24 protein-coding genes and 1 tRNA gene are annotated in these 21648 nt (G+C 64.9%); 6 read left to right on the top strand and 19 right to left on the bottom strand.

Annotated features, from left to right (window positions below):
* Window positions 1-99: 99 nt before the first annotated feature.
* The 11 genes from A4R29_RS29715 to A4R29_RS29665 all read right to left on the bottom strand — a co-directional run bounded on the left by A4R29_RS29715 (window position 100) and on the right by A4R29_RS29665 (window position 11029).
* Window positions 100-408 (bottom strand): UBP-type zinc finger domain-containing protein, encoded by a 309-nt coding sequence (locus A4R29_RS29715; protein WP_063173483.1) that lies wholly within the window; start codon window positions 406-408, stop codon window positions 100-102.
* Window positions 405-2090: an FAD-dependent oxidoreductase gene (locus A4R29_RS29710; protein WP_063173482.1), complete on the bottom strand. Its 1686-nt coding sequence runs from the start codon at window positions 2088-2090 to the stop codon at window positions 405-407. Before A4R29_RS29710 ends, A4R29_RS29715 begins: the two co-directional genes overlap by 4 nt.
* Before the next feature lie 149 nt (window positions 2091-2239).
* Window positions 2240-2324, bottom strand: a tRNA-Leu gene (locus tag A4R29_RS29705).
* Window positions 2325-2397: 73 nt separating this feature from the next.
* Window positions 2398-3018: a 2,3-bisphosphoglycerate-dependent phosphoglycerate mutase gene (locus A4R29_RS29700; RefSeq protein ID WP_013528615.1), complete on the bottom strand. Its 621-nt coding sequence runs from the start codon at window positions 3016-3018 to the stop codon at window positions 2398-2400.
* A gap of 33 nt (window positions 3019-3051) precedes the next feature.
* A complete protein-coding gene (dapB, locus tag A4R29_RS29695; protein WP_024502174.1) occupies window positions 3052-3894 on the bottom strand; it encodes a 4-hydroxy-tetrahydrodipicolinate reductase in 843 nt (280 codons plus the stop codon).
* A complete protein-coding gene (locus A4R29_RS29690) occupies window positions 3891-5762 on the bottom strand; it encodes an ABC transporter ATP-binding protein (protein ID WP_063173481.1) in 1872 nt (623 codons plus the stop codon). The genes dapB and A4R29_RS29690 overlap by 4 nt, the downstream gene beginning before the upstream one ends.
* Before the next feature lie 78 nt (window positions 5763-5840).
* Entirely contained in the window at window positions 5841-6887 is a 1047-nt protein-coding gene (locus tag A4R29_RS29685; RefSeq protein ID WP_063173837.1) for a glucokinase, read from the bottom strand.
* Between the two features lie 174 nt (window positions 6888-7061).
* Window positions 7062-8156, bottom strand: coding sequence for a penicillin-insensitive murein endopeptidase (gene mepA / locus A4R29_RS29680; protein WP_063173480.1), 1095 nt, complete (start codon window positions 8154-8156; stop codon window positions 7062-7064).
* A gap of 149 nt (window positions 8157-8305) precedes the next feature.
* Window positions 8306-9205 carry an SDR family oxidoreductase gene (locus A4R29_RS29675; protein WP_063173479.1) on the bottom strand — a complete coding sequence of 300 codons (900 nt, stop codon included), beginning with the start codon at window positions 9203-9205 and terminating at the stop codon, window positions 8306-8308.
* Window positions 9202-10356, bottom strand: a complete 1155-nt coding sequence (queG, locus tag A4R29_RS29670; RefSeq protein WP_063173478.1) for a tRNA epoxyqueuosine(34) reductase QueG — start codon at window positions 10354-10356, stop codon at window positions 9202-9204. Before queG ends, A4R29_RS29675 begins: the two co-directional genes overlap by 4 nt.
* The gene (locus A4R29_RS29665) at window positions 10337-11029 is read right to left on the bottom strand and encodes a glutathione S-transferase family protein (RefSeq protein ID WP_013528622.1); all 693 of its coding nucleotides are present in this window, start codon (window positions 11027-11029) and stop codon (window positions 10337-10339) included. Before A4R29_RS29665 ends, queG begins: the two co-directional genes overlap by 20 nt.
* A gap of 160 nt (window positions 11030-11189) precedes the next feature.
* On the opposite strand from A4R29_RS29665, the gene A4R29_RS29660 reads away from it, so the two are divergent.
* Window positions 11190-11996 carry an undecaprenyl-diphosphate phosphatase gene (locus A4R29_RS29660; RefSeq protein ID WP_013528623.1) on the top strand — a complete coding sequence of 269 codons (807 nt, stop codon included), beginning with the start codon at window positions 11190-11192 and terminating at the stop codon, window positions 11994-11996.
* A gap of 80 nt (window positions 11997-12076) precedes the next feature.
* Here the strand turns inward: A4R29_RS29660 and A4R29_RS29655 are convergent, their stop codons facing one another.
* Both A4R29_RS29655 and rsmI read right to left on the bottom strand, forming a co-directional pair.
* Entirely contained in the window at window positions 12077-12454 is a 378-nt protein-coding gene (locus A4R29_RS29655) for a YraN family protein (RefSeq protein ID WP_024502180.1), read from the bottom strand.
* Window positions 12447-13376 (bottom strand): 16S rRNA (cytidine(1402)-2'-O)-methyltransferase, encoded by a 930-nt coding sequence (rsmI, locus tag A4R29_RS29650; RefSeq protein ID WP_063173477.1) that lies wholly within the window; start codon window positions 13374-13376, stop codon window positions 12447-12449. Before rsmI ends, A4R29_RS29655 begins: the two co-directional genes overlap by 8 nt.
* Window positions 13377-13510: 134 nt before the next feature.
* On the opposite strand from rsmI, the gene A4R29_RS29645 reads away from it, so the two are divergent.
* Window positions 13511-13699 (top strand): hypothetical protein, encoded by a 189-nt coding sequence (locus A4R29_RS29645; RefSeq protein ID WP_013528626.1) that lies wholly within the window; start codon window positions 13511-13513, stop codon window positions 13697-13699.
* Between the two features lie 73 nt (window positions 13700-13772).
* On the opposite strand, the gene A4R29_RS29640 is transcribed toward A4R29_RS29645, so the two are convergent.
* The 6 genes from A4R29_RS29640 to rph all read right to left on the bottom strand — a co-directional run bounded on the left by A4R29_RS29640 (window position 13773) and on the right by rph (window position 17680).
* Window positions 13773-14210 (bottom strand): EamA family transporter, encoded by a 438-nt coding sequence (locus A4R29_RS29640; protein ID WP_063173476.1) that lies wholly within the window; start codon window positions 14208-14210, stop codon window positions 13773-13775.
* 25 nt (window positions 14211-14235) lie between these two features.
* Window positions 14236-14559, bottom strand: coding sequence for a low molecular weight protein tyrosine phosphatase family protein (locus A4R29_RS29635; RefSeq protein WP_027161207.1), 324 nt, complete (start codon window positions 14557-14559; stop codon window positions 14236-14238).
* 3 nt (window positions 14560-14562) lie between these two features.
* Window positions 14563-15726: a radical SAM family heme chaperone HemW gene (gene hemW, locus A4R29_RS29630; RefSeq protein ID WP_063173475.1), complete on the bottom strand. Its 1164-nt coding sequence runs from the start codon at window positions 15724-15726 to the stop codon at window positions 14563-14565.
* The gene (gene rdgB / locus A4R29_RS29625) at window positions 15723-16370 is read right to left on the bottom strand and encodes an RdgB/HAM1 family non-canonical purine NTP pyrophosphatase (protein WP_063173474.1); all 648 of its coding nucleotides are present in this window, start codon (window positions 16368-16370) and stop codon (window positions 15723-15725) included. The genes hemW and rdgB overlap by 4 nt, the downstream gene beginning before the upstream one ends.
* A complete protein-coding gene (locus A4R29_RS29620; protein WP_063173473.1) occupies window positions 16370-16780 on the bottom strand; it encodes a VOC family protein in 411 nt (136 codons plus the stop codon). The genes rdgB and A4R29_RS29620 overlap by 1 nt, the downstream gene beginning before the upstream one ends.
* Before the next feature lie 183 nt (window positions 16781-16963).
* Complete coding sequence (gene rph, locus A4R29_RS29615; protein WP_013528632.1) at window positions 16964-17680, bottom strand: ribonuclease PH; 717 nt, start codon at window positions 17678-17680, stop codon at window positions 16964-16966.
* 158 nt (window positions 17681-17838) lie between these two features.
* Here rph and hrcA point away from each other — a divergent pair, with 158 nt between their 5' ends.
* The 4 genes from hrcA to A4R29_RS29595 all read left to right on the top strand — a co-directional run bounded on the left by hrcA (window position 17839) and on the right by A4R29_RS29595 (window position 21495).
* Window positions 17839-18936: a heat-inducible transcriptional repressor HrcA gene (gene hrcA, locus A4R29_RS29610; protein WP_027161211.1), complete on the top strand. Its 1098-nt coding sequence runs from the start codon at window positions 17839-17841 to the stop codon at window positions 18934-18936.
* Window positions 18937-18960: 24 nt separating this feature from the next.
* Window positions 18961-19158, top strand: a complete 198-nt coding sequence (locus A4R29_RS29605; RefSeq protein WP_013528634.1) for a hypothetical protein — start codon at window positions 18961-18963, stop codon at window positions 19156-19158.
* 98 nt (window positions 19159-19256) lie between these two features.
* The gene (locus A4R29_RS29600) at window positions 19257-20609 is read left to right on the top strand and encodes a PQQ-dependent sugar dehydrogenase (protein ID WP_082827514.1); all 1353 of its coding nucleotides are present in this window, start codon (window positions 19257-19259) and stop codon (window positions 20607-20609) included.
* Between the two features lie 268 nt (window positions 20610-20877).
* On the top strand, window positions 20878-21495 hold the full coding sequence (locus A4R29_RS29595) for a LysE family translocator (protein ID WP_013528636.1): 618 nt from the start codon (window positions 20878-20880) through the stop codon (window positions 21493-21495).
* Window positions 21496-21648: the final 153 nt, after the last annotated feature.

Raw genomic sequence — 21648 nt, 5'->3', positions numbered from 1 at the left:
GTAAGCTGTCAGTTTGCGGACAGTCGGGCATCGAGCGCGTAATGCTGGACAAAGAAAAGCCCGGGCGAACCGGGCTCTTCTTCGGCGTCTCCAGGGCGCTCAAACAAAGCGCGGGATCGGACCGTTCTGCGGGGTCACATCGTCGCCGAGATCGACAAACACCTCGTCGACATAGCACCATGCCCAGCCTTCGGGTGGATCGTAGCCCTCGATGATCGGATGCTTGGTGGCGTGGAAATGCTTGGTGGCGTGGCGGTTGGGCGAGTCGTCGCAGCAGCCGACATGGCCGCAGGTACGGCACAGCCGCAGATGCACCCATTTCGACCCGCTCTTCAGGCATTCCTCGCAGCCGAGCGCGCTCGGCGTGACCTTCCTGATGTCGCGCGTATGTCTGCATTCATCCATCATGGTCTCCCGGCCATTCGAAATGTGTCGGCGTTGCCGCGCGCGAGGTAGGCATGCAGAGCCGCGACCACCTGGGCGCCTTCGCCGACAGCCGCCGCGACCCGTTTGACCGAACCGGCGCGGACATCGCCTATGGCGAACACGCCGCTGCGGCTCGTCTCCATCTGCGCCGATCCTATGTCCGATCCGGTGCGCACGAAACCCCTGGCGTCCAGCGCGACATCGCAGTTGGCCAGCCAATCGGTGTTCGGATCGGCGCCGATGAAGAGAAAGAGATGGCGGATCGGGCGCGTCGTTTCCGCGCCGCTGGCGCGGTTGCGCCAGCGCACCATGGCAAGATTGCCCTCTTCGCCCTCCAGCGCCTCGATTTCGGTCCCGGTCAGCACTTCGATATTCGGCTGCGCCCTGATGCGCTCGACCAGATAGCGCGACATCGAGGCTTCGAGGCTGCCACCACGCGCCAGCAGCGCCACTTTCCGCGCATGGCTGGCGAGGTAAACCGCCGCTTGGCCCGCCGAATTGCCGGCGCCGACCAGCGCCACTTCCTGGCCGGCGCAAAGCCGCCCTTCTATGGGCGACGCCCAATAGTGCACGGACGTCCCCTCGAACCGCGCAAGATTGGCGATGTCGAGGCGGCGATAGCGCGCGCCGCTGGCGATCACCACGCTGCGCGTGCGCACGGTCTCGCCGTCACCGACATCGAGCAGATAGCGGGCGCCTGACGTGTCGGTGGCCGCGCTCAAAAGCTTCGCCTCGTCCGGGATGACCATTTCAACGCCGAATTTCTGCGCCTGGTTGTAGGCGCGCGCCATCAGCGCCATGCCGGTGATGCCGGTCGGGAAACCGAGATAGTTCTCGATGCGCGAGGAGGCGCCGGCCTGTCCGCCGAAGGCACGGCAATCGAGCACGATCGTCGACAGCCCTTCGGATGCCGCATAGACCGCCGCCGCCAGCCCTGCCGGGCCGGCGCCGACGATGGCCACGTCATACACCGTATCGGCATCGATCGGGCGCAACAGGCCGACGCAGCGGGCGAGGTCCTTTTCGCCGGGGTTCATCAGCAGCCTGCCGTTTGGACAGAGCACGATCGGCAGGTGGTGCGGATCGACCTCGAAGCGTTCGACCAGCGTTTTGGCGCAGGGATCGCTGTCGGAATCGAGCACGCGGTGCGGCTGGCCGCTGCGCGCCAGAAAACCCTGCAGCCGCAACACGTCGGCATTGTCCTGGGGTCCGATGATGATCGGCCCGCTGGTGGCGCTCTCCAAAAGCCCGACGCGGCGCAGGATCAGCGCCCGCATGATGCGCTCGCCGAGATTGGCCTCCTGCACCATCAGGTCGCGCAGCCGCTGCGAGGCGATGACGAACGCCTCCACCGGCTCGGCGGCCTGCGCATTCACCAGCGAGGGACGGGCCGAAAGCTGCGCCAGCTCGCCGACAAAGCTGCCCGGGCCGTGCGTGACGATCGTCTCGCGCCGGCCGATCCCGCCATCCTGGGTGATGTCCACGCTGCCCGACAGCACGACGATCAGACCGGGCGCCACATCGCCTGCCGTGACGATGTTCTCGCCGGCCGCATAGGTGCTGGCCTCGCCGAACCGGCGCATGCGGTCGATGTCCACCTCGGCCAGCGTGGGGAACGCCTGGTCGCGGCGGGCACCGAAGATCGGGTTGGTGGATTGAGCCATGGTTTTGAGCGTAGCGAAGCGGCCGCGGAGTTTGAAGCGGTTTGTGAGGGGACTGGCCGGAAGGGGAGGTTGGCTGAAAAGAAAAAGCCCGGGCGAACCGGGCTTTTTCTCTAAGTTTCTGAACCGTCGAGTGGTTCGAAACGGGAATTTGGTGCCCAGAAGAGGACTCGAACCTCCACTCCTTGCGGAACACGGACCTGAACCGTGCGCGTCTACCAATTCCGCCATCTGGGCTGGTGCGGGCTCATGTAAGCGGGCAAGCCATGTGTGTCAACGCGCTTTTTTCGCAGGTGCTCCGTTCGCCGGCTCAGTCGTCCAGCACTTCCTTGGAAGCGACGGTGGAATCGGCGTTGAGCTGGTAGATGACCGGCACGCCGGTGCCGAGTTCCAGCTTGACGATCTCCTCGCCCGACTTGCCGTCGAGCGCCATGATCAGCGCGCGCAGGGAGTTGCCGTGCGCGGCGACCAGCACGGTGCCGCCGCGCAGCACATGCGGCTGCAAATCGTGCAGGTAATAGGGCCAGACGCGGGCGCCGGTGTCCTTCAGGCTTTCGCCGGCAGGCGGCGGCACGTCGTAGGAGCGGCGCCAGACATGCACCTGCTCCTCGCCCCATTTCTTGCGGGCGTCGTCCTTGTTGAGGCCGGAGAGGTCGCCATAGTCGCGCTCGTTGAGCGCCTGGTCGCGGATGGTCTTCAGGTCGCCCTGGCCAACCGCGTCGAGGATGTGCTGGCATGTCTTTTGCGCCCGGATCAGCGCGGAGGTGAAGGCGATGTCGAATTTCAGGCCGCGCGCCTTGAGCTTTTGCCCGGCGGCCTTGGCCTCGGCGTGGCCCTGTTCGGTCAGGTCGACGTCGCGCCAGCCGGTGAACAGGTTCTTCAAATTCCATTCGCTCTGGCCGTGGCGCACGAGCACGAGGGTTCGCGACATGTTTGCTCCTTCAGGTTTATGGATCAGGCCGGCTCAGCTGAGGCCGAGCACGTCCCGCATCGAATACAGTCCCGGCTTCTTGCCACGCGCCCAAAGCGCCGCCTTGACGGCGCCGCGGGCGAAGATGGCGCGGTCCTCGGCGTGGTGCGACAGGGTGATGCGCTCGCCGGTTCCGGCCAGCATCACGCTGTGGTCGCCGACGACAGAGCCGCCGCGCAACGTGGCAAAGCCGATCGAGCCCGTCTTGCGCACCCCGGTGTGGCCGTCGCGGACGCGCACGTCGTTGCCTGAGAGCTCGATACCACGCCCGGCGGCGGCGGCTTCACCCAGCAGCAGCGCCGTGCCCGAAGGCGCGTCGACCTTGTGCTTGTGGTGCATTTCGAGGATCTCGATGTCGAAATCGTCGGCATCGAGCGCGCGCGCCGCCTGCTCGACCAGCACCGCCAGCAGATTGACGCCGAGGCTCATATTGCCCGACTTGACGATCGTCGCATGGCGCGCCGCCGCCGCGATCCTGGCATTGTCATCGGCCGAACAGCCGGTCGTGCCTATGACATGGACGATGCGCGCCTGCGCCGCGTAGCCGGCGAATTCGACCGTCGAAGCAGGCGTGGTGAAATCGAGCACACCGTCGGCCTTGGCGAACACCGGCAGCGGATCGTCGCTGATCGGCACGTTGATGATGCCGATGCCGGCCAGCTCACCGGCATCCTTGCCCAGATGCGGCGAATCCGCCCGCTCGACCGCGCCGATGACCCGCGCGCCTGATATAGAGTGGATGGCGCGGATCAGCGTCTGGCCCATGCGGCCGGCGGCGCCCACCACCACCAGGCCCATATCATTTGCCGGTCCGTCGGTTGCGGGCGTGGCGCTCATGTCGTGCTCCCGGCGATGCTCTGCGTGTCGATGCCTTGTGACAGGCGTTGCGCCGAAGTCCGGATCGGCGCGCTGTCGTCGACAAGCCCCAGACCCTTGACGCCCTGGATGCGGTGGAAGCGGGCATAGACGCTGTGCGGATCGGCCATCAGCGAGGCGTGCGTGCCTTCCTCGACCAGCCGGCCCTGTTCCATGACGATGATGTGGTCGGCATTGACCACCGTCGACAGCCGGTGCGCGATGACGATGGTGGTGCGGCCTTCCATGACCTTTGTCAGCGCCTGCTGGACGCGAGCCTCGGCCTCGTTGTCGAGCGCCGATGTCGCTTCGTCGAGCAAAAGGATCGGTGCCTGCCGCACGATGGCCCGCGCGATCGAGACGCGCTGGCGCTGGCCGCCGGACAGCGTCACGCCGTTCTCGCCGACTGGCGTGTCGTAGCCCTGCGGCTGCTGGCGGATGAAGTCGTCGGCCGCGGCTTGGCCCGCGGCCTGTTCGATCTCGGCATCGGTGGCGCTCAGCCGGCCGTAGCGGATATTGTCGCGGATGGTGCCTTCGAACAGATAGGGCTGCTGCGAGACATAGGCGATGGAACCGCGCAGCGACTGTTTGGTGACCTTCGAGATGTCCTGGCCGTCGATCTCGATCGACCCCGCCTCGACATCGTAGAAGCGCTGCAGCAGCGCCACCAATGTCGTCTTGCCGGCGCCCGAAGCGCCGACGATTGCCGTCACCTTGCCGGCCGCGGCGACGAAACTCAGATCCTGCAGCACCGGGGCCTCCTCGACATAGCGGAAGGAGACGTTGTTGAAACGCACTTCGCCGGAGGTGAATTTCGCCTCGGCGGCGCCTTGGGCGTCGCTCTGCTGCGGCTCGATGTCGAGAAGCTCGTAGATCATGCGCGCATTCACAAGCGCGCGTTCCATGCCGACCTGCATGCGCGCCAGACGGCGGGCCGGATCATAGGCGAGCGTCAGCGCCGTGATGAAGGAAAACACCGCGCCCGGCGGCTGGCCGAGAACGGTGGCCCGGTAGCCGGAATAGGCGATGACGCTGGCGAAGGCGATGCCGGCCAGCAGTTCGGAAACCGGCGTCAGCCGCTCGGAGACGCGAGCGATCTTGTTCGACCGCTGCTCGGCATCCTCGGCGAGCTGGCTGATCCGGCGCGACAGCTCGTCCTCCATGGTGAAGGCCTTGACGATGGCGATGCCTTGCGTGGCTTCCTGCATGGCGCCGATCAGCCGAGAGTTGATCTGCACCGATTCGCGCGTGATGCGGCGCACCCGGCGCATCAGATAGGTGACGGTCCAGATCAGCGGCGGCCCGATCAGCAGCGAACTCAAGGAGAGTATCGGATCCTGGTAGATCATCACGCCGACCAGGCCGACCAGCGAGACGGCATCACGCGCGGTCGAGGTCACCGTCATCGACAACAGGTCGCGAATGCCGTTGACGTTCTCGTTGACCTGCGCGGCCAGCCGCCCGGACCTTGTGTCGTTGAAGAAGGAGACGCCAAGCTTCATCAGATGGTTGAAGATGCGCTGCTGATAGCGCGCCACCAGATTGTTGCCGATCCTGGCCATCGTCACCGCCTGGCCGTAGCCGGCAAGGCCGCGCAGGATGAAGGCACCGAGCAGTGCGGCGCAGATCCATGGGATCAGGTCGCCGCGTCGTTCGTAGAAGATCTGGTTGACGACCGGGCTCATGATCCAGGCGGCAAGCGCCGTCGTCGCCGACACGGTCAGCAGGCAGAGGATGGTGAAAATATACGCGCCCCGATAGTCGCGGCCATTTTCCTGGAGGATACGGCGGATGACCGCCACGATCTCTCCCGCACGGGGTTTCGACAAATTGGGGGGCTGAAATGTCAAATTGGAGCGCTTCGTAGATTTCCGCTTCCCGCGGCCGGGCAATTTGGCACCCCTCTTAACGCCAAGCAGCCAGCTTGCCTATGCCTCGGGGTGACTAACTTCGTCGCGCCAGCGCCGGCCCTCGGTCTGGACACCGAACAGCGAGGGGTTCCTGGCATAGGCGGCAAGGCCCAGAAGTGCGGCCAGCGGATGGGTAATGACATAGACCGGCATGGTGCGCATCATCGCGCTGTGCGGCGCCTTGTCCTCGAAAGCGGCGCGGAAATTGCCGGCTTTCAGCGCCGGCACGATCTTCTGCGCGATGCCACCGGTGAGAAACACGCCGCCGCGGCTCATGAACACCAGAGCAAGGTCGCCTGCCGTGCGCCCAAGGCAGGTGACGAAGGTCTCCAGCGCTTCCTCGGCAACCGGATCGGTTTTCGCAAGTGCCGCGGCAGTGATCTCGGCCGGCGTGGTGAAGGGCGACGGCTTGCCGTCCGCCTTGGCAACCGCCCGATAGACATTGACCAGACCGCGTCCGCACAGGATCTGCTCGCCCGAAATGCGGCCCTCCAGCTTCTCGATATGCGGAAAAACCTCGAAATCGCGGGCCGAGCGCGGACCGATGTCCATATGGCCGCCCTCGCCGGGCACCGGTATCCAGTGGTGCAGCGCATGGACCAGCCCGGCGACGCCGAGCCCGGTTCCGGGGCCGAGCACGACGCGGCCGGCATTGGGCTCCGGCGTGCCGCCGCCGATCTTTTCCATGTGCTCCTCGCCGAGCGCGACGACGGCCAGCGCCTGCGCCTCGAAATCGTTGAGCACGACGATGTCGCTCAGGCCGAGGCTGGCGAACATTTTTCTCGGCTTGACGATCCAGGGGCAGTTGGTCAGTTCGATCTCGTCGCCGTCGACCGGACCGGCCACCGCCAGCACCGCCGAATTGGGACGCACCGACGAGCGATCGAGCACGGCCGCCTGGATCGCCTCGTCGATGGTGTTGTAGTTCGCCGTCTGGACGATGGTCGGCTCGCCTGCCTCGGAATTGGCGTCGAGCACGATCGAAAAGCGCGCATTGGTGCCGCCGATGTCGCCGATAAGGATCGGAAACCGCAACAAAGTATCGTCGTCGCCTGTGCCTGGCATGCTCTCGTCCGTCTCCGGCGCCACCGACGGCATCTAGCCGTTCTTCCGTTGACTAGCGCATGGGTTTGAAAAGGGAAACGGTTTTCGACCCCGGCGGCGCGCTGAGGCCGGCTGTGCGGCCAAACCGACACGGTTTCGCAAAAATGAGGCCCCGAACCGATTGAGCCGTGACCGTCAGTTTCCTGGCGGCCGCGGCCGCGGCAGCGGCACGCCGATCTCGGGGGTCGCCGTGAAAGCGTTCACCGTGCTTGGCAAGCCGGCGGCGGCCGGGGTGGCGGGCAATGACGGCGCTTCGGATTCGGGTTCGGGTGCGGCAGCCGCGACCGGCACGCCGCCGCCGTGATAGGTCGCCGCCTCGGCGGAAACCGGCCCCGGCGCGTCGAGCACGGCGCGGCATTCGCTCGGCAGGTTCGCCATCGTCATCAGGTCGCGTGCCTTGGGGGCATCCGGGTTCTTGTTGGGCCGCCACGGCTCCTGCGTGAACCACCAGGCCAATGGCTTGCCGCAACCGTCATCGTCCGGCGTCGCTTCCTGCGCCTTGCAGCCGGGGGATCCCGGCTGACAGCCGATGCGCATGTGAAAATGATAGTCGTGGCCCCAAAACGGCCGGATTTTGCGCAGCCAGCCGCGGTCGCCCCTGACGGTGTCGCAGAGTTTCTTCTTGATGCCCGGATTGACCAGGATGCGCTCGACCTGGCTGTAGCTCGCCGCCCGCTTCAGAAGCCTTGTGTGCGCCGGCGTCCACAGCGCGTCCTTCACCAGATGGGTCTTCTCATCGACCATCAAGGTGGCGCTCATCGATTCGCGCTGCGCCATCGACAGCGGGCGGCTGGGCATCGGCGTCAGCCAGATGTCGGCGTCGAGCCCGATCTGGTGCGAGGCATGCCCGGTCAGCATCGGGCCGCCGCGCGGCTGCGAAATGTCGCCGATCAGCAGGCCCGGCCAACCATCGGCTGCCGCATCGCGCGACAATTTCTCGATCACCGCGATCATAGCCGGATGGCCCCAGCGACGGTTGCGGGACGGCCGCATCACCTCCCAGGTCGGACCGTCCATGGGAATGGCGACGCCGCCGGCAAAACAGCCCTTGGAATAGAAGCCGATCGATTGCGCCGCGCTCGCGGCTGGCAGTTTCTTGGCGCCGAACAGGTCTTTTGCCCGTTCCTCGGCCGCGGCCGGCCGTACGGCTAGACCGGCAAGGACGAACAGGCCGAGAGCGGCCGCCAGCCTGAATTTTTTGCCGAGAGATGGCTGTATCGGTGTTTTCATGAAACCGGATCCCCACCAGGCCGAATCATAGCATGCAACGCGGAACGCTTCGATCGACAGAGCGGTTCACCGAAACGGTGAACCGCTCTGTCTCTGTTTTGACGCAATCCCGGACGGAGAACCGTGTCACACTTTTCCTGGAATTGCTTTTAGCGCTTCATCGGGCTGCGCGCCTCGCCGTCGCGCCAGTCGTCGCTCGCCCACATATGGTCGAAGGCGGCGCGGTAGTCTGGAAAGCGCAGGGAATAGCCCGCCGCCTTGATCGCCGCGTTGCCGACGCGCTTGTTCTCGCCATAGAAGGACCGCGCCATGGGCGAAAGTTGGGCGGCGTCGAAAGGAATCTCGGGCGGCGGCTCTATACCCATCAATGATGCGGCATAGGCGACGACATCCTGCGGCGGCGCCGGCAGATCGTCGGTGACGTTGAAGATGCCGCCTTTATTGCCTTGGATGAGCTGCCACAGGGAGCCTGTAATGTCGTCGCAATGGATGCGGTTGAACACTTGGTCCGGCTTGACCAGCCGCCTTGCGCTGCCGTTTTCCAGATTGAGCAGGGCATTGCGGCCCGGCCCGTAAATGCCGGAGAGTCGCAGGATCGCCACCGGCCGGCGAATCTCGCGGCCCAGCTCCAGCCAGTCCTGCTCTGCCGCCACCCGCATCATCGAACGCTTCGACACCGGCCGGCATTCAGCCGTTTCATCGACCCAGGCGCCGTCATAATTGCCGTAAACCCCGACCGTAGAGAGATAGCCGATCCATTCCAGCAAAGGCATTTGAGCGATTGCCTCTCGGGCGGCACCCAGCACGGGATCGCCGGCCTCCTCCGGGGCGACCGAAATCAGCAGATGCGTTGTTTTCCGCAATGCATCGCCAATCTCATCCGTCATCGCGCCGTCGAACAGCAGCGGCGCGATGCCGGCCTGCCGTAGCGTCTCGAATTTTTCCGGCGAGCGTGTCGTGCCGAAGATCGTCGCGGCGCCTTTGTTGGCCCGAGCAAAAGCCCTGCCGGAATAGCCGGCGCCGAAGATGAATATCTGCTTTTCGCTCATGCATTCGCCCTGGTTGGCCGCCCCAGACGCCATTCGTCGCGCACGGCTTCGTCGCTCTCGGTTTTCAGGCCGATGGCTGCCCTTTCTGAATATTCGGCGTTGGGCACCAGCCGCGCCAGCGCCCAAATTGCCGCGCCCCGCACCAGCGGGGACGGATCGCCGAGCAGCGCAAGCACCGCGCCGGACAGCGACGCTTCGCCGGAATTGCCGGCGGCGATCAGCACGTTGCGGATGAACCGATCGCGGCCGATGCGTTTTATCGGCGAACCGGAGAAGAAAGCGCGGAAGGCCGCGTCATCGAGACCCAAAAGGTCGGCGAGCGGTGGTTCGCGCAGATCATCGCGCGCGGCGAGTTTTGCTTCCGAAGCCGCCCGGGCGAATTTGTTCCACGGGCAGGCGGCTAAACAGTCATCGCAGCCATAGATGCGGTTGCCGATCTTTTCGCGGAATTCGTGCGGGATCGGCCCCTTGTTCTCGATGGTGAGATAGGAAATGCAGCGCCGCGCATCGAGCCGGTAGGGCGCCGGAAAAGCATCGGTCGGGCACGCGTCGAGGCAGGCGCGGCAGGAGCCGCAATGGTCGATTTCGGCGCGGTCGGGCACGAGTTCGGCGGTGGTGAAGATGGTGCCGAGGAACAGCCAGGAGCCGTGCTCGCGGCTGACCAGATTGGTGTGTTTGCCTTGCCAGCCAAGCCCGGCGGCTTCGGCCAGTGGCTTTTCCATGACAGGTGCGGTGTCGACGAACACCTTCACGTCACCGCCGGCGCGGGCAACGAGCTTGCCGGCGATCTCCTTCAGCCGGCCTTTCATCACATCGTGATAGTCGCGGTTTTGCGCATAGACCGAGATCGCGCCGCGGTCGCGCTTGGCCAGCACTTCGCGAAGATCATGGTCGGGGCCGTAGTTCATCGCCAGCACGACGATCGAGCGTACCTGCGGCCAGAGGGCCGTTGGTTCACTGCGGCGTTGCAGCGTCTCGGCGATCCAGTCCATCGAGCCGTGAAAGCCGTCGGCGACGAATTCGGCCAGGCGCGCCGGCGCCAGCGGGATCGCATCGGGGGAGGTGACGGCGACGGCATCGAAGCCGGCGCGCTGCGCCTCAGCGTCGATCAGCGCGCGCAGTTTTGCGGCGTCAGAAGTCGAGGTCCGCATAATGCGACACCGGTGACAGGCCGCGCACCCGGTCGGTCAAAAGCGGCCGGAAGGAAGGCCGCGACTTGACCCGCGTGTACCATTCGCGAGCAGCGCTGTGCTCGCGCCAGTCTATCTCGCCGAGATAATCGAGCACCGACAGCGTCGCCGCGGCCGCGAGATCGGCATAGGTGACCCTCGAGCCGGCCAGCCAATGGCGGGTGCCGGCCAGCCAGTTGGTGTATTTCATGTGCTGGCGGATGTTGGCGCGCGCCGCACGGATCGCGCCCGAGTCGGGCGAGCCGCCGCCCGCCGTTTCCGGCATGACCGGCTTCAGCACGCGCTCACGCACCAGATGACGGGTGACTTCGCTTTCAGCCTTGTTGAGATACCAGTCGATGAGCCGGCGGATTTCGGCGCGCTGCATCGGGTCCTCGGCGAACAGCCGCTTGTCGCGCTTCAGCACGCCGCGCGTTTCATCGAGATATTCCGATATGACCGTCGCGCCGACGATCGGCACGTCGCCTTCGGCCAGCAGGATCGGCAGCGTGCCGGCCGGGTTCAGCGCCAGGAACTCCTTGCGCCGGGTCCACGGCTTTTCCTCGATCAGGGCCAGCTCCTCGCCATACTCGCCGAAAGCGAGGCGGACGAAGCGACAGGTGGCGAACATGGGATGGTGGAAAAGCGTCAGCATGATTCCGCGATGATAAAGCGCACTGGCGAATCGCAGGGCGCACCGGTAAGTCTTGGCCGCCCGGTTAGCGGGCCGTCAGGGTGTTGCGACCTATAGGGGGACTTCAACGCCATGACAAGCAAGCCCTTCTGTCAGCCGTCACGCCAATGCCGAGGTAGCCATGGAAAGCCAGACCATCGTCGAAGCCCTGCTGCTCGGCCTGCTGGAGGGGCTGACCGAGTTCATCCCGGTGTCCTCGACCGGCCATATCCTGCTCGCTGGCCATTTCCTCGGCTTCCACTCGACCGGCAAGGCCTTCGAGATCCTGATCCAGCTCGGCGCCATCCTGGCGATCCTCAGCGTTTATTTCCGCCGCCTCTGGAAAATGCTGCTCGAACTGCCGCACGACCGACTGACCAGGCATTTCGTCATCGGCATCCTCATCGCCTTCCTGCCGGCGGCATTCATCGGCGCGCTGGCGCATGATTTCATCAAGACGGTGCTGTTCGAATCGCCAAGGCTGATCTGCATCATGCTGATCATCGGCGGCGTCGTGCTGCTGGTGGTCGACCGCATGAACCTCAAGCCTGTTTATCGCGACGTCGAGCGCTTCCCGACCCGGCTTTACCTGCAGATCGGGCTTTTCCAGTGCCTGTCGCTCATTCCCGGCACATCGCGTTCGGGCTCGACCATCGTCGGCGCCCTGCTTTTGGGCGTCGACAAGCGCGCGGCCGCTGAATTTTCCTTCTTCCTTGCAATCCCGACCATGGTCGGCGCCTTCGCCTTCGACCTGTTCAAGAACCGCAACGTGCTGAGCAGCGCCGACCTGCCGATCATCGCCGTCGGCTTCGTCGCCGCCTTTGTCACGGCGCTCATCGTCGTGCGCTTCCTGCTCGATTACGTCTCGCGCAAAGGTTACTCGCTATTCGGCTGGTGGCGGCTGGTGGTGGGCGGTGTCGGGTTGGTGGCGTTGATGATCTGGGGGTGAGGAGTGTTCCGCGTAGCGGCCCTCACGCTTCGTCCCACGGGCTCCGCCCGTGGATGACGAATGAAGGAGGGCTGCCCCCTCTAACTCTTCCCATAAAACGCGTTCTCGACATGCACCGGCCAGCGCCAGGGCAGCACGGCGACCATGTCGAAGCGCATCGACAGCCTGCCGTAGTCCGCTTGGCGCGACAGCCAGATGTCGGCCGCGCCTTCTATTCGACGTTCCGATTCGTGGCCGATCGCCTCCATGGCTTCCATCAGCGACCGGCGCGCCTTGACCTCGACGAACAGCACCAGATCGCCGCGCCGCGCGATCAGGTCGATCTCGCCGAAGCGCGTGCGGTGGCGGCGGGCGAGAATGCGATAGCCTTTCAGCATCAGCGCTACCGACGCCAGCCATTCGCCGCGATGGCCGCGCCGATAGGCTTTCTGGCGGCTGGCGCTCGGGCGTTCAGCCACCGCCGCTTTCTCCCGAAGCATCCTTGAGCTCCAGCAATCGCCGATAGAGCGCCTGTTTCTGGCCGCCGGTCATCTTCGCGGCTTCCGCCGCCGCCTTGGAGGCCGGCATTTCGGCGGCAAGCGACAGAAGCAGACGGTCGATGTCGGCGGGTTCGTCGACCCTGGCCTCGGCCGGAGCGACGCAGACGACGATCTCGCCCTTCGGCGTATCGGCCGCGGCATAGTGGTCGGCCAGCGCCTGCAGCGTGCCGGTTCGCATCTCCTCGAAGGTCTTGGTCAATTCCCTGCCGATCGCGGCCTTGCGCTCGCCGCCCAGCGCTTCGACCATGGCACCGAGGGATTCGGCCAGCCGGCGCGGCGATTCGAAGAAAATCAATGTCGCCGGCACGGCTTTCAGTGCCTCCAGCCGCGTCAGCCGCTGCCCGGTCTTCACCGGTAAAAATCCGGCGAACATGAAGGCATCGGAGGGCAGGCCGGATGCGGTCAACGCCGCGAGCGGCGCCGATGGGCCGGGGATAGGCACGACGCGAATGCCGTGGTCGAGCGCCTCGCCGACCAGCCGGTAGCCGGGATCGGACACCAGCGGCGTGCCGGCATCAGAGATCAGCGCCACGCTCTGTCCGGCCTGCAGCGCCGCGATCAGCTTCGGCCCGGCCTCGCCGGCATTATGCTCATGATAGGCTGTGGTGCGGCGGCGGATGCCATAACGGTCGAGCAGCACGCGCGACACCCGTGTGTCTTCGCAAGCGACGATGTCGGCGGCGGCCAGCGTCTCCAGCGCGCGCAGCGTGATGTCGGCGAGATTGCCGATCGGCGTCGCCACCAGATAGAGCGCCGGCTCCAGCGGCCGGGCCGCGATCTCGGTCTGCCCGACCACATAGCTGCGCTTGCCCGTCTCTGCGGTCACTGACGACTTCTCCATTCAGCCCTGTTTGGCACGGCTGACGCGGGCTTGCAAAAGCTGATGCCGATGTAGGGAATTCGCCTTTCCTTTGCCACAGTGGGGAACCAAACCGGCGTTGGCAGATTAGCCCCCTGATTCCGGAGGAGGACAGGATGGATAGCCTCAAGATACAAGACGCTTTCGAACCCTACTATGCCGGCCGCAACCGCGTTGCCACCCCCAGGGACAAGCGCCCGTCTGCCAAGACCGAGCACAGCCTGACCGAAGAGCGCGTCGCCAGCACCTTGCCGACGAACGTCAGCCTTTCCGACAACAAACCCGACAGCACGACGGAGCACTGACCGGACGATGCCCAATCGCTTCGATATCTTCATCACCCGTCTTGAAACGAAGAACGCACGCCATGGCGCGCAACTACCCTCGATAGGCGACCAGCACAGCACCCGCCGCGATAAGGGTGACGCCAAGCCAGTTCGCTCCGGACAACCGCTCGCCGAGAAAGGCCGCGCCAAACACCGCCACAAGCACGACGCTTAGCTTGTCGATCGGCGCCACCTGCGCCGCATTGCCGATCTTCAGGGCGCGAAAATAGCAGAGCCATGAAGCGCCGGTCGCCAGACCGGACAGGGCGAGGAAAGCCCAGGTCTTTCCCGAGATCGTAGCCGGCGACTGGAACTGGCCGCTGGCGAGCAGGATGGCACCGAGCACGATCAGGATGATGATCGTGCGGATGAAGGTGGCGAAATCGGAATTGATGTTCTCGATGCCGACCTTGGCGAAGATCGCCGTCAGGGCAGCGAATGCAGCCGAGAGCAGCGCCCAGAATTGCCAGGAGGATACGGTCAGGTTCATGCGGGTGGCCTTCGCGGATTGCGTCTTAACCGAGATACCGTGAAACGCGTGCCTTCAGAAGGCCAATCAACTCCAGATCCATGAATTCATAATTGTCAGGTATGTCGAGGCAGATCACACGCGCCTTCTTCAGGCTGGCCCTGAATTTCTTCTGCAGCTTGGTGCGGTGCGCCTTTTCCATGACGAAGATAATGTCGGCCCAAGCGACCAGCTCATGCGTCAGCGGCGTGTCGGCATCGTGGTTGGTTCCTGCCGAGGCCACCTCGATATCGCGGCGCGTTGAAAACACCTGTTCGGCGGTCGGGCTGCGCAAGCGGTTCTGGCTGCAGACGAAAAGGACGTTCTTCAAGGGTTAGCGCGCCAGATCGGCGACCACGGCGTCGAGCACGATCATGCCGGCGGCCGTGGCGCGCAGGCGCGCATTGCCGATCGGCGCCACCAGCCCTTCGCCCTGCAGCATCGACAACCGCGCGCTCGACAGGCCGCGCCCGGAGAACGCCTCGTAGCGGGAGAGGTCGATGCCTTCGGCCAGCCGCAGGCCCATCAGCAGGAATTCGTCGGCCTCTTCCGAGCGCGTCAGGATCTCGCCGCCGGTGACGCCATGGCCCTTGGCCTCGACCAGATTGGCCCAGGTTTCCGGCATCCGCTCGGCGATTGTCACCGTGCGCCGGCCGTTCTCGACGAAGCGGCCATGCGCGCCCGGCCCGACGCCGACATATTCGCCATAGCGCCAATAGGTCAGGTTGTGCCGGCTCTCGGCGCCCGGCCTGGCGTGGTTGGAAATCTCGTAGGCCGGCAGGCCGTGCGCCGTGGTGATCTCCTGCGTCAGCGCATAGAGGTCGGCGGCATGGTCATTGTCGGGGATGACGAATTTCTTTGCCGCATGCAGCGCGTGGAAGGGCGTGCCTTCCTCGATGGTCAGCTGGTAGAGCGACAGATGGTCGGCGGCATGGCCGATCGCCTGTTCCAGCTCCGATGCCCAAGCCTCCGGCGTCTGGCCGGGGCGGGCGTAGATCAAGTCGAAGGACAGCCTTGGGAATATTTCCCGCGCGAAGCCGATGGCGTGCAGGGCCTGTTCGACATTGTGCAAACGGCCGAGGAAGCGCAAATCCTTGTCGTTCAGCGCCTGCACGCCGAGCGACACGCGATTGACGCCGGCTGCCCGGTAGCCGCGAAAGCGTTCGGCCTCGACCGAGGAGGGATTGGCCTCCAGCGTCACCTCGATGCCATCGGGCACCGTCCAGTTCTTCGCCACGGCGTCCAGAACCCTGGCCACGGTTTCCGGCTTCATCAGCGAGGGCGTGCCGCCGCCGAGAAAAACGCTGGTCACCTCGCGCGGCCCGGTGCGCTCGCGCATCGTCGCCAGTTCGGCCTCGAAGGCGGCGGCAAAGCGCTCCTGGTCGACCGGCTGGTGGCGAACATGGCTGTTGAAGTCGCAATAGGGGCATTTGGCCGCGCAGAACGGCCAGTGGACATAGACGCCGAAGCCGGGCGCCCGGTCGAGCAGCATGCTCATGCCGAGCCCAATCTCGCTTTGGCGAATTTCTGGAAGGCACGGGCGCGGTGCGACAGCGCCGTGGCCTGGCCGGGCTTCCAGCCATGCTTTTCCTCGGCGCTCATTTCGCCGAAGGTTTTTTCGAAGCCATCGGGCAGGAACACAGGATCGTAGCCGAAGCCGAGCTCGCCGCGCGGTGGCCAGACCAGCGTGCCCTCGGCCTCGCCGCGATAATATTCCGCCTCGCCGTCGGGAAACGCCAGGCAGATGACGGCGACAAAGCGTCCCTTGCGCTGCTCCGGCAAGGCGGCGCCGACCTCCTGCAGCGCCACTTCGGTGCGTTGCATGGCCATGCCGAAGTCACGCGAACCGTCCGGGGTTTCGGCCCAGTTGGCGGTGTAGACGCCGGGCGCGCCGTCAAGCGCGTCGACGCACAGGCCGGAATCGTCCGACAACGCCGGCAGGCCGGTCGCCTTGGCGGCGGCGAGCGCCTTGATGTAGGCGTTCTCCTCGAAGGTGGTGCCGGTCTCGTCCGGCTCCGGCAGGCCATACTCCCTGGCCGACTTCGCTTCGAAGCCGAACGGTCCCATCAGGTCGGCGAATTCGCGCAGCTTGCCCTCATTATGGCTGGCGACGACGATCTTCTTGCCATCGAGAGAATGCATCAAAGGCCCCAGATTCTTGGCTCGGCAAATTCGATCGAATTGCCCGAGGGGTCGCGTATATAGATCGAACGGCCGCCCTGCGGCCACTCGAATTCGCTCTCGATGGCGATCTTCTTTGCCTCCAGATGGGCTTTCCAGCCGGCGATTTCATCGGCGGTCGCCGCAAAGCAGAGATGGCCTTCGCCGACCGCGCCGTGCGGTGGCACCGGCAGCCTCGCGTCAGGCGCCGGCGGGATTTTGGTTGCCTCGGCGTTGAAGACGAGCAGCACGCCGGGGCCGCAGCGGAAGAACAGGTGGCGGCCGTCGACCTTGCCGAGGAGATTGAGGCCGAGGATGTCGGTGTAGAAGGTTTCGGCGGCGGGCAGGTCTGTGACGTAGAGGGCCGATTCCAGGATGGCGGATGGTGTCACGAGGCACCCCCCTCTGGCCTGCCGGCCATCTCCCCCTCAGCTGGGGAGATTGGCAGCTTCTGCATTGTCGCGCACCCTACAACGCCGGAGATTGGCGAAGCCCTAGACGACATCCGATCTCCCCACTTGAGGGGGAGATGGCCGGCAGGCCAGAGGGGGGCGCTCAGGCTCGACATCTAAAAACTAAGCCACCGCCATCTGCTGCAAACTCACCAGGCGCTGGATGCCTTTCTTGGCCAGGCCCATCAGGTCCGCGAACTGCTCCTCGGAGAAAGGCTCGCCCTCGGCGGTGCCCTGGATCTCGACGATGCCACCCTTGCCTGTCATGACGAAATTGGCGTCGGTGCCGGCCGCGGAATCCTCGATATAGTCGAGGTCGATGACCGGCTGGCCGTCATGGATGCCGCAGGAGATCGCAGCGACATGATCCTTCAGCACCTTGGCGACGCTGGCCATCTGGCGCGCTTCCATCCAGCGCAGGCAGTCATACAGCGCCACCCAGCCGCCGGTGATCGAGGCGGTGCGGGTGCCGCCATCGGCCTGGATGACGTCGCAGTCGACGGTGATCTGCTGTTCGCCCAGCGCCTGCAAATCGACCACGGCGCGCAAGGAGCGGCCGATCAGCCGCTGGATTTCCAGCGTGCGGCCGCCCTGCTTGCCGGCCGAAGCCTCACGGCGCATGCGCTCGCCGGTCGAGCGCGGCAGCATGCCGTATTCCGCCGTCACCCAGCCCTTGCCGGAGTTGCGCATCCAACCCGGCACTTTTTCCTCGAGGCTGGCCGTGCACAGGACATGCGTGTCGCCGAACTTCACCAGGCATGAGCCTTCGGCATGCTTGGAGACGCCACGCTCGAAGGAGATGGCACGCATTTCGTCGAATTGGCGTTTGGAAGGGCGCATTCAGGGCTGCTTTCTTGTCATTTTTTCGGAATCTTGGCCGGCTTGTAACCGCATGGGACGCGTGGCGCAAAGGAAAATGGCCTGACGATCGGACACAGACACCGGGTTGCGCGGGTGCGGTGTAAGTCTGTATCCTTGGGCCGGAGGTTTTTGGCCGTATGACCAAGGCAGTCGATCCGAGTTCGCAGTCGCCCGCGCTTCAGTCGCCAGTATTCCAGGCGCTCGACATGCGTTCCCGCGACATCTTCCGGCGCATCGTCGATTCCTATCTCAGGGACGGTGAACCGGTGGGATCGCGCAGCCTGTCGCGTATCCTGCCGTCTTCACTGTCGCCGGCGACCATCCGCAACGTGATGAGCGACCTCGAGCATCTCGGCCTGATCTACGCGCCGCACATTTCGGCCGGCCGGCTGCCGACGCAGGCCGGCCTGCGTTTCTTCGTCGATGCCTTCATGGAGCTTGGCGACCTTTCCGACGAGGAGCGCCGCGCCATCGAGGCACAGGTGCGGGCGTCCGGTTCCGGTGCGACGCTGGAGCACATGCTGACCGAGGCCAGCCAGATGCTGTCGGGCATGTCGCGCGGCGCCGGCCTGGTGCTGGCCGCCAAGAACGAGGTGGCGCTGAAGCACATCGAATTCATCCAGCTTGAGCCGACCAAGGCGCTGGCGGTGCTGGTGTCGCAGAATGGCGACGTCGAGAACCGCGTCGTCGACCTGCCCGCCGGCATCACCGTCTCGCAACTGCACGAGGCCTCGAATTTCCTCAACGCCCATATACGCGGCCGCACGCTTGCCGAGGCGCGGATCGAGATCGCTCGCATCAAGGAAGAAACCAGGGCCGCGCTCGACACGCTGTCGCAGGACCTGGTGGAGAAGGGGCTGGCGGTGTGGGCCGGTGCCGACAGCGGCCTTCCGGCACGGCTCATCGTGCGCGGGCGTGCCAATCTGCTTGAAAACGTCACCGCCCAGGCCGACATCGAGCTGCTGCGCCATCTGTTCGAGGACATGGAGACGCAGGACGGGCTTATCCAGCTGCTTGACCTCGCCGAGCAGGGCTCGGGTGTGCGCATCTTCATCGGCTCGGAAAACAAGCTGTTTTCGCTGTCGGGCTCGTCGCTGGTCGTCGCCCCCTATCGCGACAAGGATGCCCGCGTCGTCGGCGCGCTCGGCGTCATCGGCCCGACCCGGCTGAATTACGCGCGCATCGTCCCAATGGTCGACTATACGGCGCAGCTGATTTCACGCATGCTGCGCTGAGCTGATCCAACCGAGGAGACGACGATGGCGCTCGAAGAATTCAAGGCCCGGATCAGCCTGCTGCTGGAGGAGATGGTCAACCAGCCGGAAGACCAGCACGAGATCCAGGAGCAGCTGCGCGAAAAGCTACGGGAAATGCGCGCCATGGGCCTGCCGCTGCCGGCTGACCTCGTCGAGTTGGAAAAACGCCTCGACGACGATTTCTACGCCGCCGGGACCTGAACCGGAAAACCGCAAGCTTCCTTCACCTCATCGTGTGCCGTGGAACGATCGACGAAACCGGTCGTTCCTGTTTTCACGCCCGAACATTGGAGGACCGAATGATGCGTTTTGCCGGCCCGGCACTTTCCGCCGCACTGTTTGTCTCGACCGCTTCATTCGCCCAGCAGGCGGACGAGCCGGTGCTGAAAGGCGCGGCCGCCTTCGGCGACTGGCGAGCGGACAAGCCGGGCACACGCCGCCTGATCAGACCGGATGATCTGCCCAAGCCCAATGCCACCCGGTCGACCTCGAACAGCGCCGGCATCGCGGACATGCCGGCAGACGCGAAGCTGCAACTGCCGCCGGGTTTCTCGGCCGAGCTGGTTGCATCGGGCATCGACAATCCACGCGTCGTACGCGTCGCACCGAATGGCGACCTGTTCGTCGCCGACAGCAAAGCCAACCAGGTCCGCATCTATCGCCTCGCCGAAGGCAGTGCGAAGCCGGCGCAGGACGGCATCTTTGCCGGCAATCTCAACCGGCCCTATGGCATTGCCTTCTATCCGCCGGGCGCTGACCCGCAATGGGTCTATGTCGCCAACAGCGACAGCATCGTGCGCTTTGCCTACCGCAATGGCGACCTGAAGGCCTCCGGCGACCCGGAAACCATCGTCGGCAACATCCCCGCCAGTCATCACTGGACCCGCGATATCGCCTTCTCGCCGGACGGCAAGACGCTTTACCTTTCGGTCGGCTCGGGATCGAATGTCGCCGAGGACATGGGCCGGGAGCCGAAAGGCGGACTCGATGCCTGGGCGAAATCGCAGCCGCTGGGTGCAGCCTGGGGTTCTGAAGACGGCCGCGCCGACGTGCTGGCCTTCGATCCCGATGGCAAGAACGGCCGCATCTTTGCCGCCGGCTTGCGCAACTGCTCGGGTATGACTGTGCAGCCGGCGACCGGCGCGCTGTGGTGCGTCGTCAACGAACGCGATGCGCTTGGCGACAATGTGCCGCCCGAATACGCGACCGTGGTCAAGGAGGGTGCTTTCTATGGCTGGCCCTGGTACTATATCGGCAACAATGAGGATCCGCGCCACAAGGGTGAGCGCCCCGATCTTGCCGGCAAAACGACCGTTCCCGATGTGCTGATGCAGGCGCATTCGGCGCCGCTCACCATCGCCTTCTACGAGGGGAAGAGCTTTCCAGCTGAATACAAGGGCGATGCGTTCGTCGCTCTGCACGGGTCATGGAACCGCGGCAACAGGACCGGCTACAAGGTGGTGCGGTTGCTGTTCAAGGACGGCAAGCCGACCGGCGCGTATGAGGATTTCATCACCGGCTTCGTGGTTTCCAACGGTGAGGTCTGGGGCCGGCCGGTCGGCGTGGCGATTGCGAGCGACGGTGCGCTGATCGTCAGCGAGGACGGCAACGGCACCATCTGGCGTGTCACCCATGGCGACGGTCCGTCCTGATCTGCTCAGGTAACGCAGGCCCCCTCACCCGGATTGCCAACCGAATTGCGAAGAGCAATTCGGGACAATCCGACCTCTCCCCGAGGAGGAGTCAGCAGACGCTGGCGCCCGTCTCTTCTCCCCTCGGGGAGAAGGTGGCCGCGAAGCGGCCGGATGAGGGGGCTTCGTAAGGCGAGCCCTCGATATCTGGTGCAATAGAATCCGGCCCCAGGGAATTCAATCTTGGCCTGTCCCATGCAATAAAACGCTCTGATCCGAGACCAGTGCCATGACCCTTACCGGATTCCTCGCCTATAGTGCGGCCCTCGGCATCGCCGCCGCGATTCCTGGTCCCGGCATCACCGCGCTGGTCGCCCGTGCGCTCGGCTCAGGCTTCCGATCGTCGCTGGCGATGTCGTTTGGCCTGATGGTTGGCGACATCACCTATCTGACCGCCGTGGTGCTTGGCCTCGCCTTCGTCGCACAATCCTTCGGCATGGTTTTCCTGGCCATCAAATGGCTCGGCGTCGCCTATCTCGCCTTTCTCGGCTGGCGCTTCTGGAACAGCGGCATCACGCCCGAGACCGTCGAGGCCGGAAAAGGCAAGGGCGGCTTGCTGTCGAGCTTTGCCGCCGGCCTGACCGTTACCCTCGGCAATCCGAAGACGATGATCTTCTATCTCGCGATCACGCCGACCATCGTCGACCTGAAAACCATCACGCTGGCGGATTACGGCATCCTCGTCGCGCTGACCGTTGTCGTGCTGTTGGTGGTGCTGGTGCCGTATCTGGCGCTGGCGGCCAAGGCGCGCTGGTTTCTGAAATCACCCCGCGCGCTCAAGGCGCTGAACCGCACGGCGGCCGGCTTCATGGTCGGTGCTGCTGCAGCGATTGCCGCTCGGCAATAGAGAGCTTTCGGCCAAAGCATTTCGCAAACGGGCCTTTGCGAGAAATGCTTTTCCGGGACGGCACGGTTTTAGACACAGGTCCCACTCGGATATTTTCAGCCGACAGTCTATCTTGCGCGACCGAAGGCCCTATCTTGCCGGCTGCAATTCCAC

The organism is Mesorhizobium ciceri biovar biserrulae, from assembly GCF_001618845.1.
Taxonomy (GTDB): Bacteria; Pseudomonadota; Alphaproteobacteria; order Rhizobiales; family Rhizobiaceae; genus Mesorhizobium; species Mesorhizobium ciceri.
The sequence above is the reverse complement of the archived record's forward strand: the minus strand, read 5'-3'. Positions and strand labels throughout refer to the sequence as shown.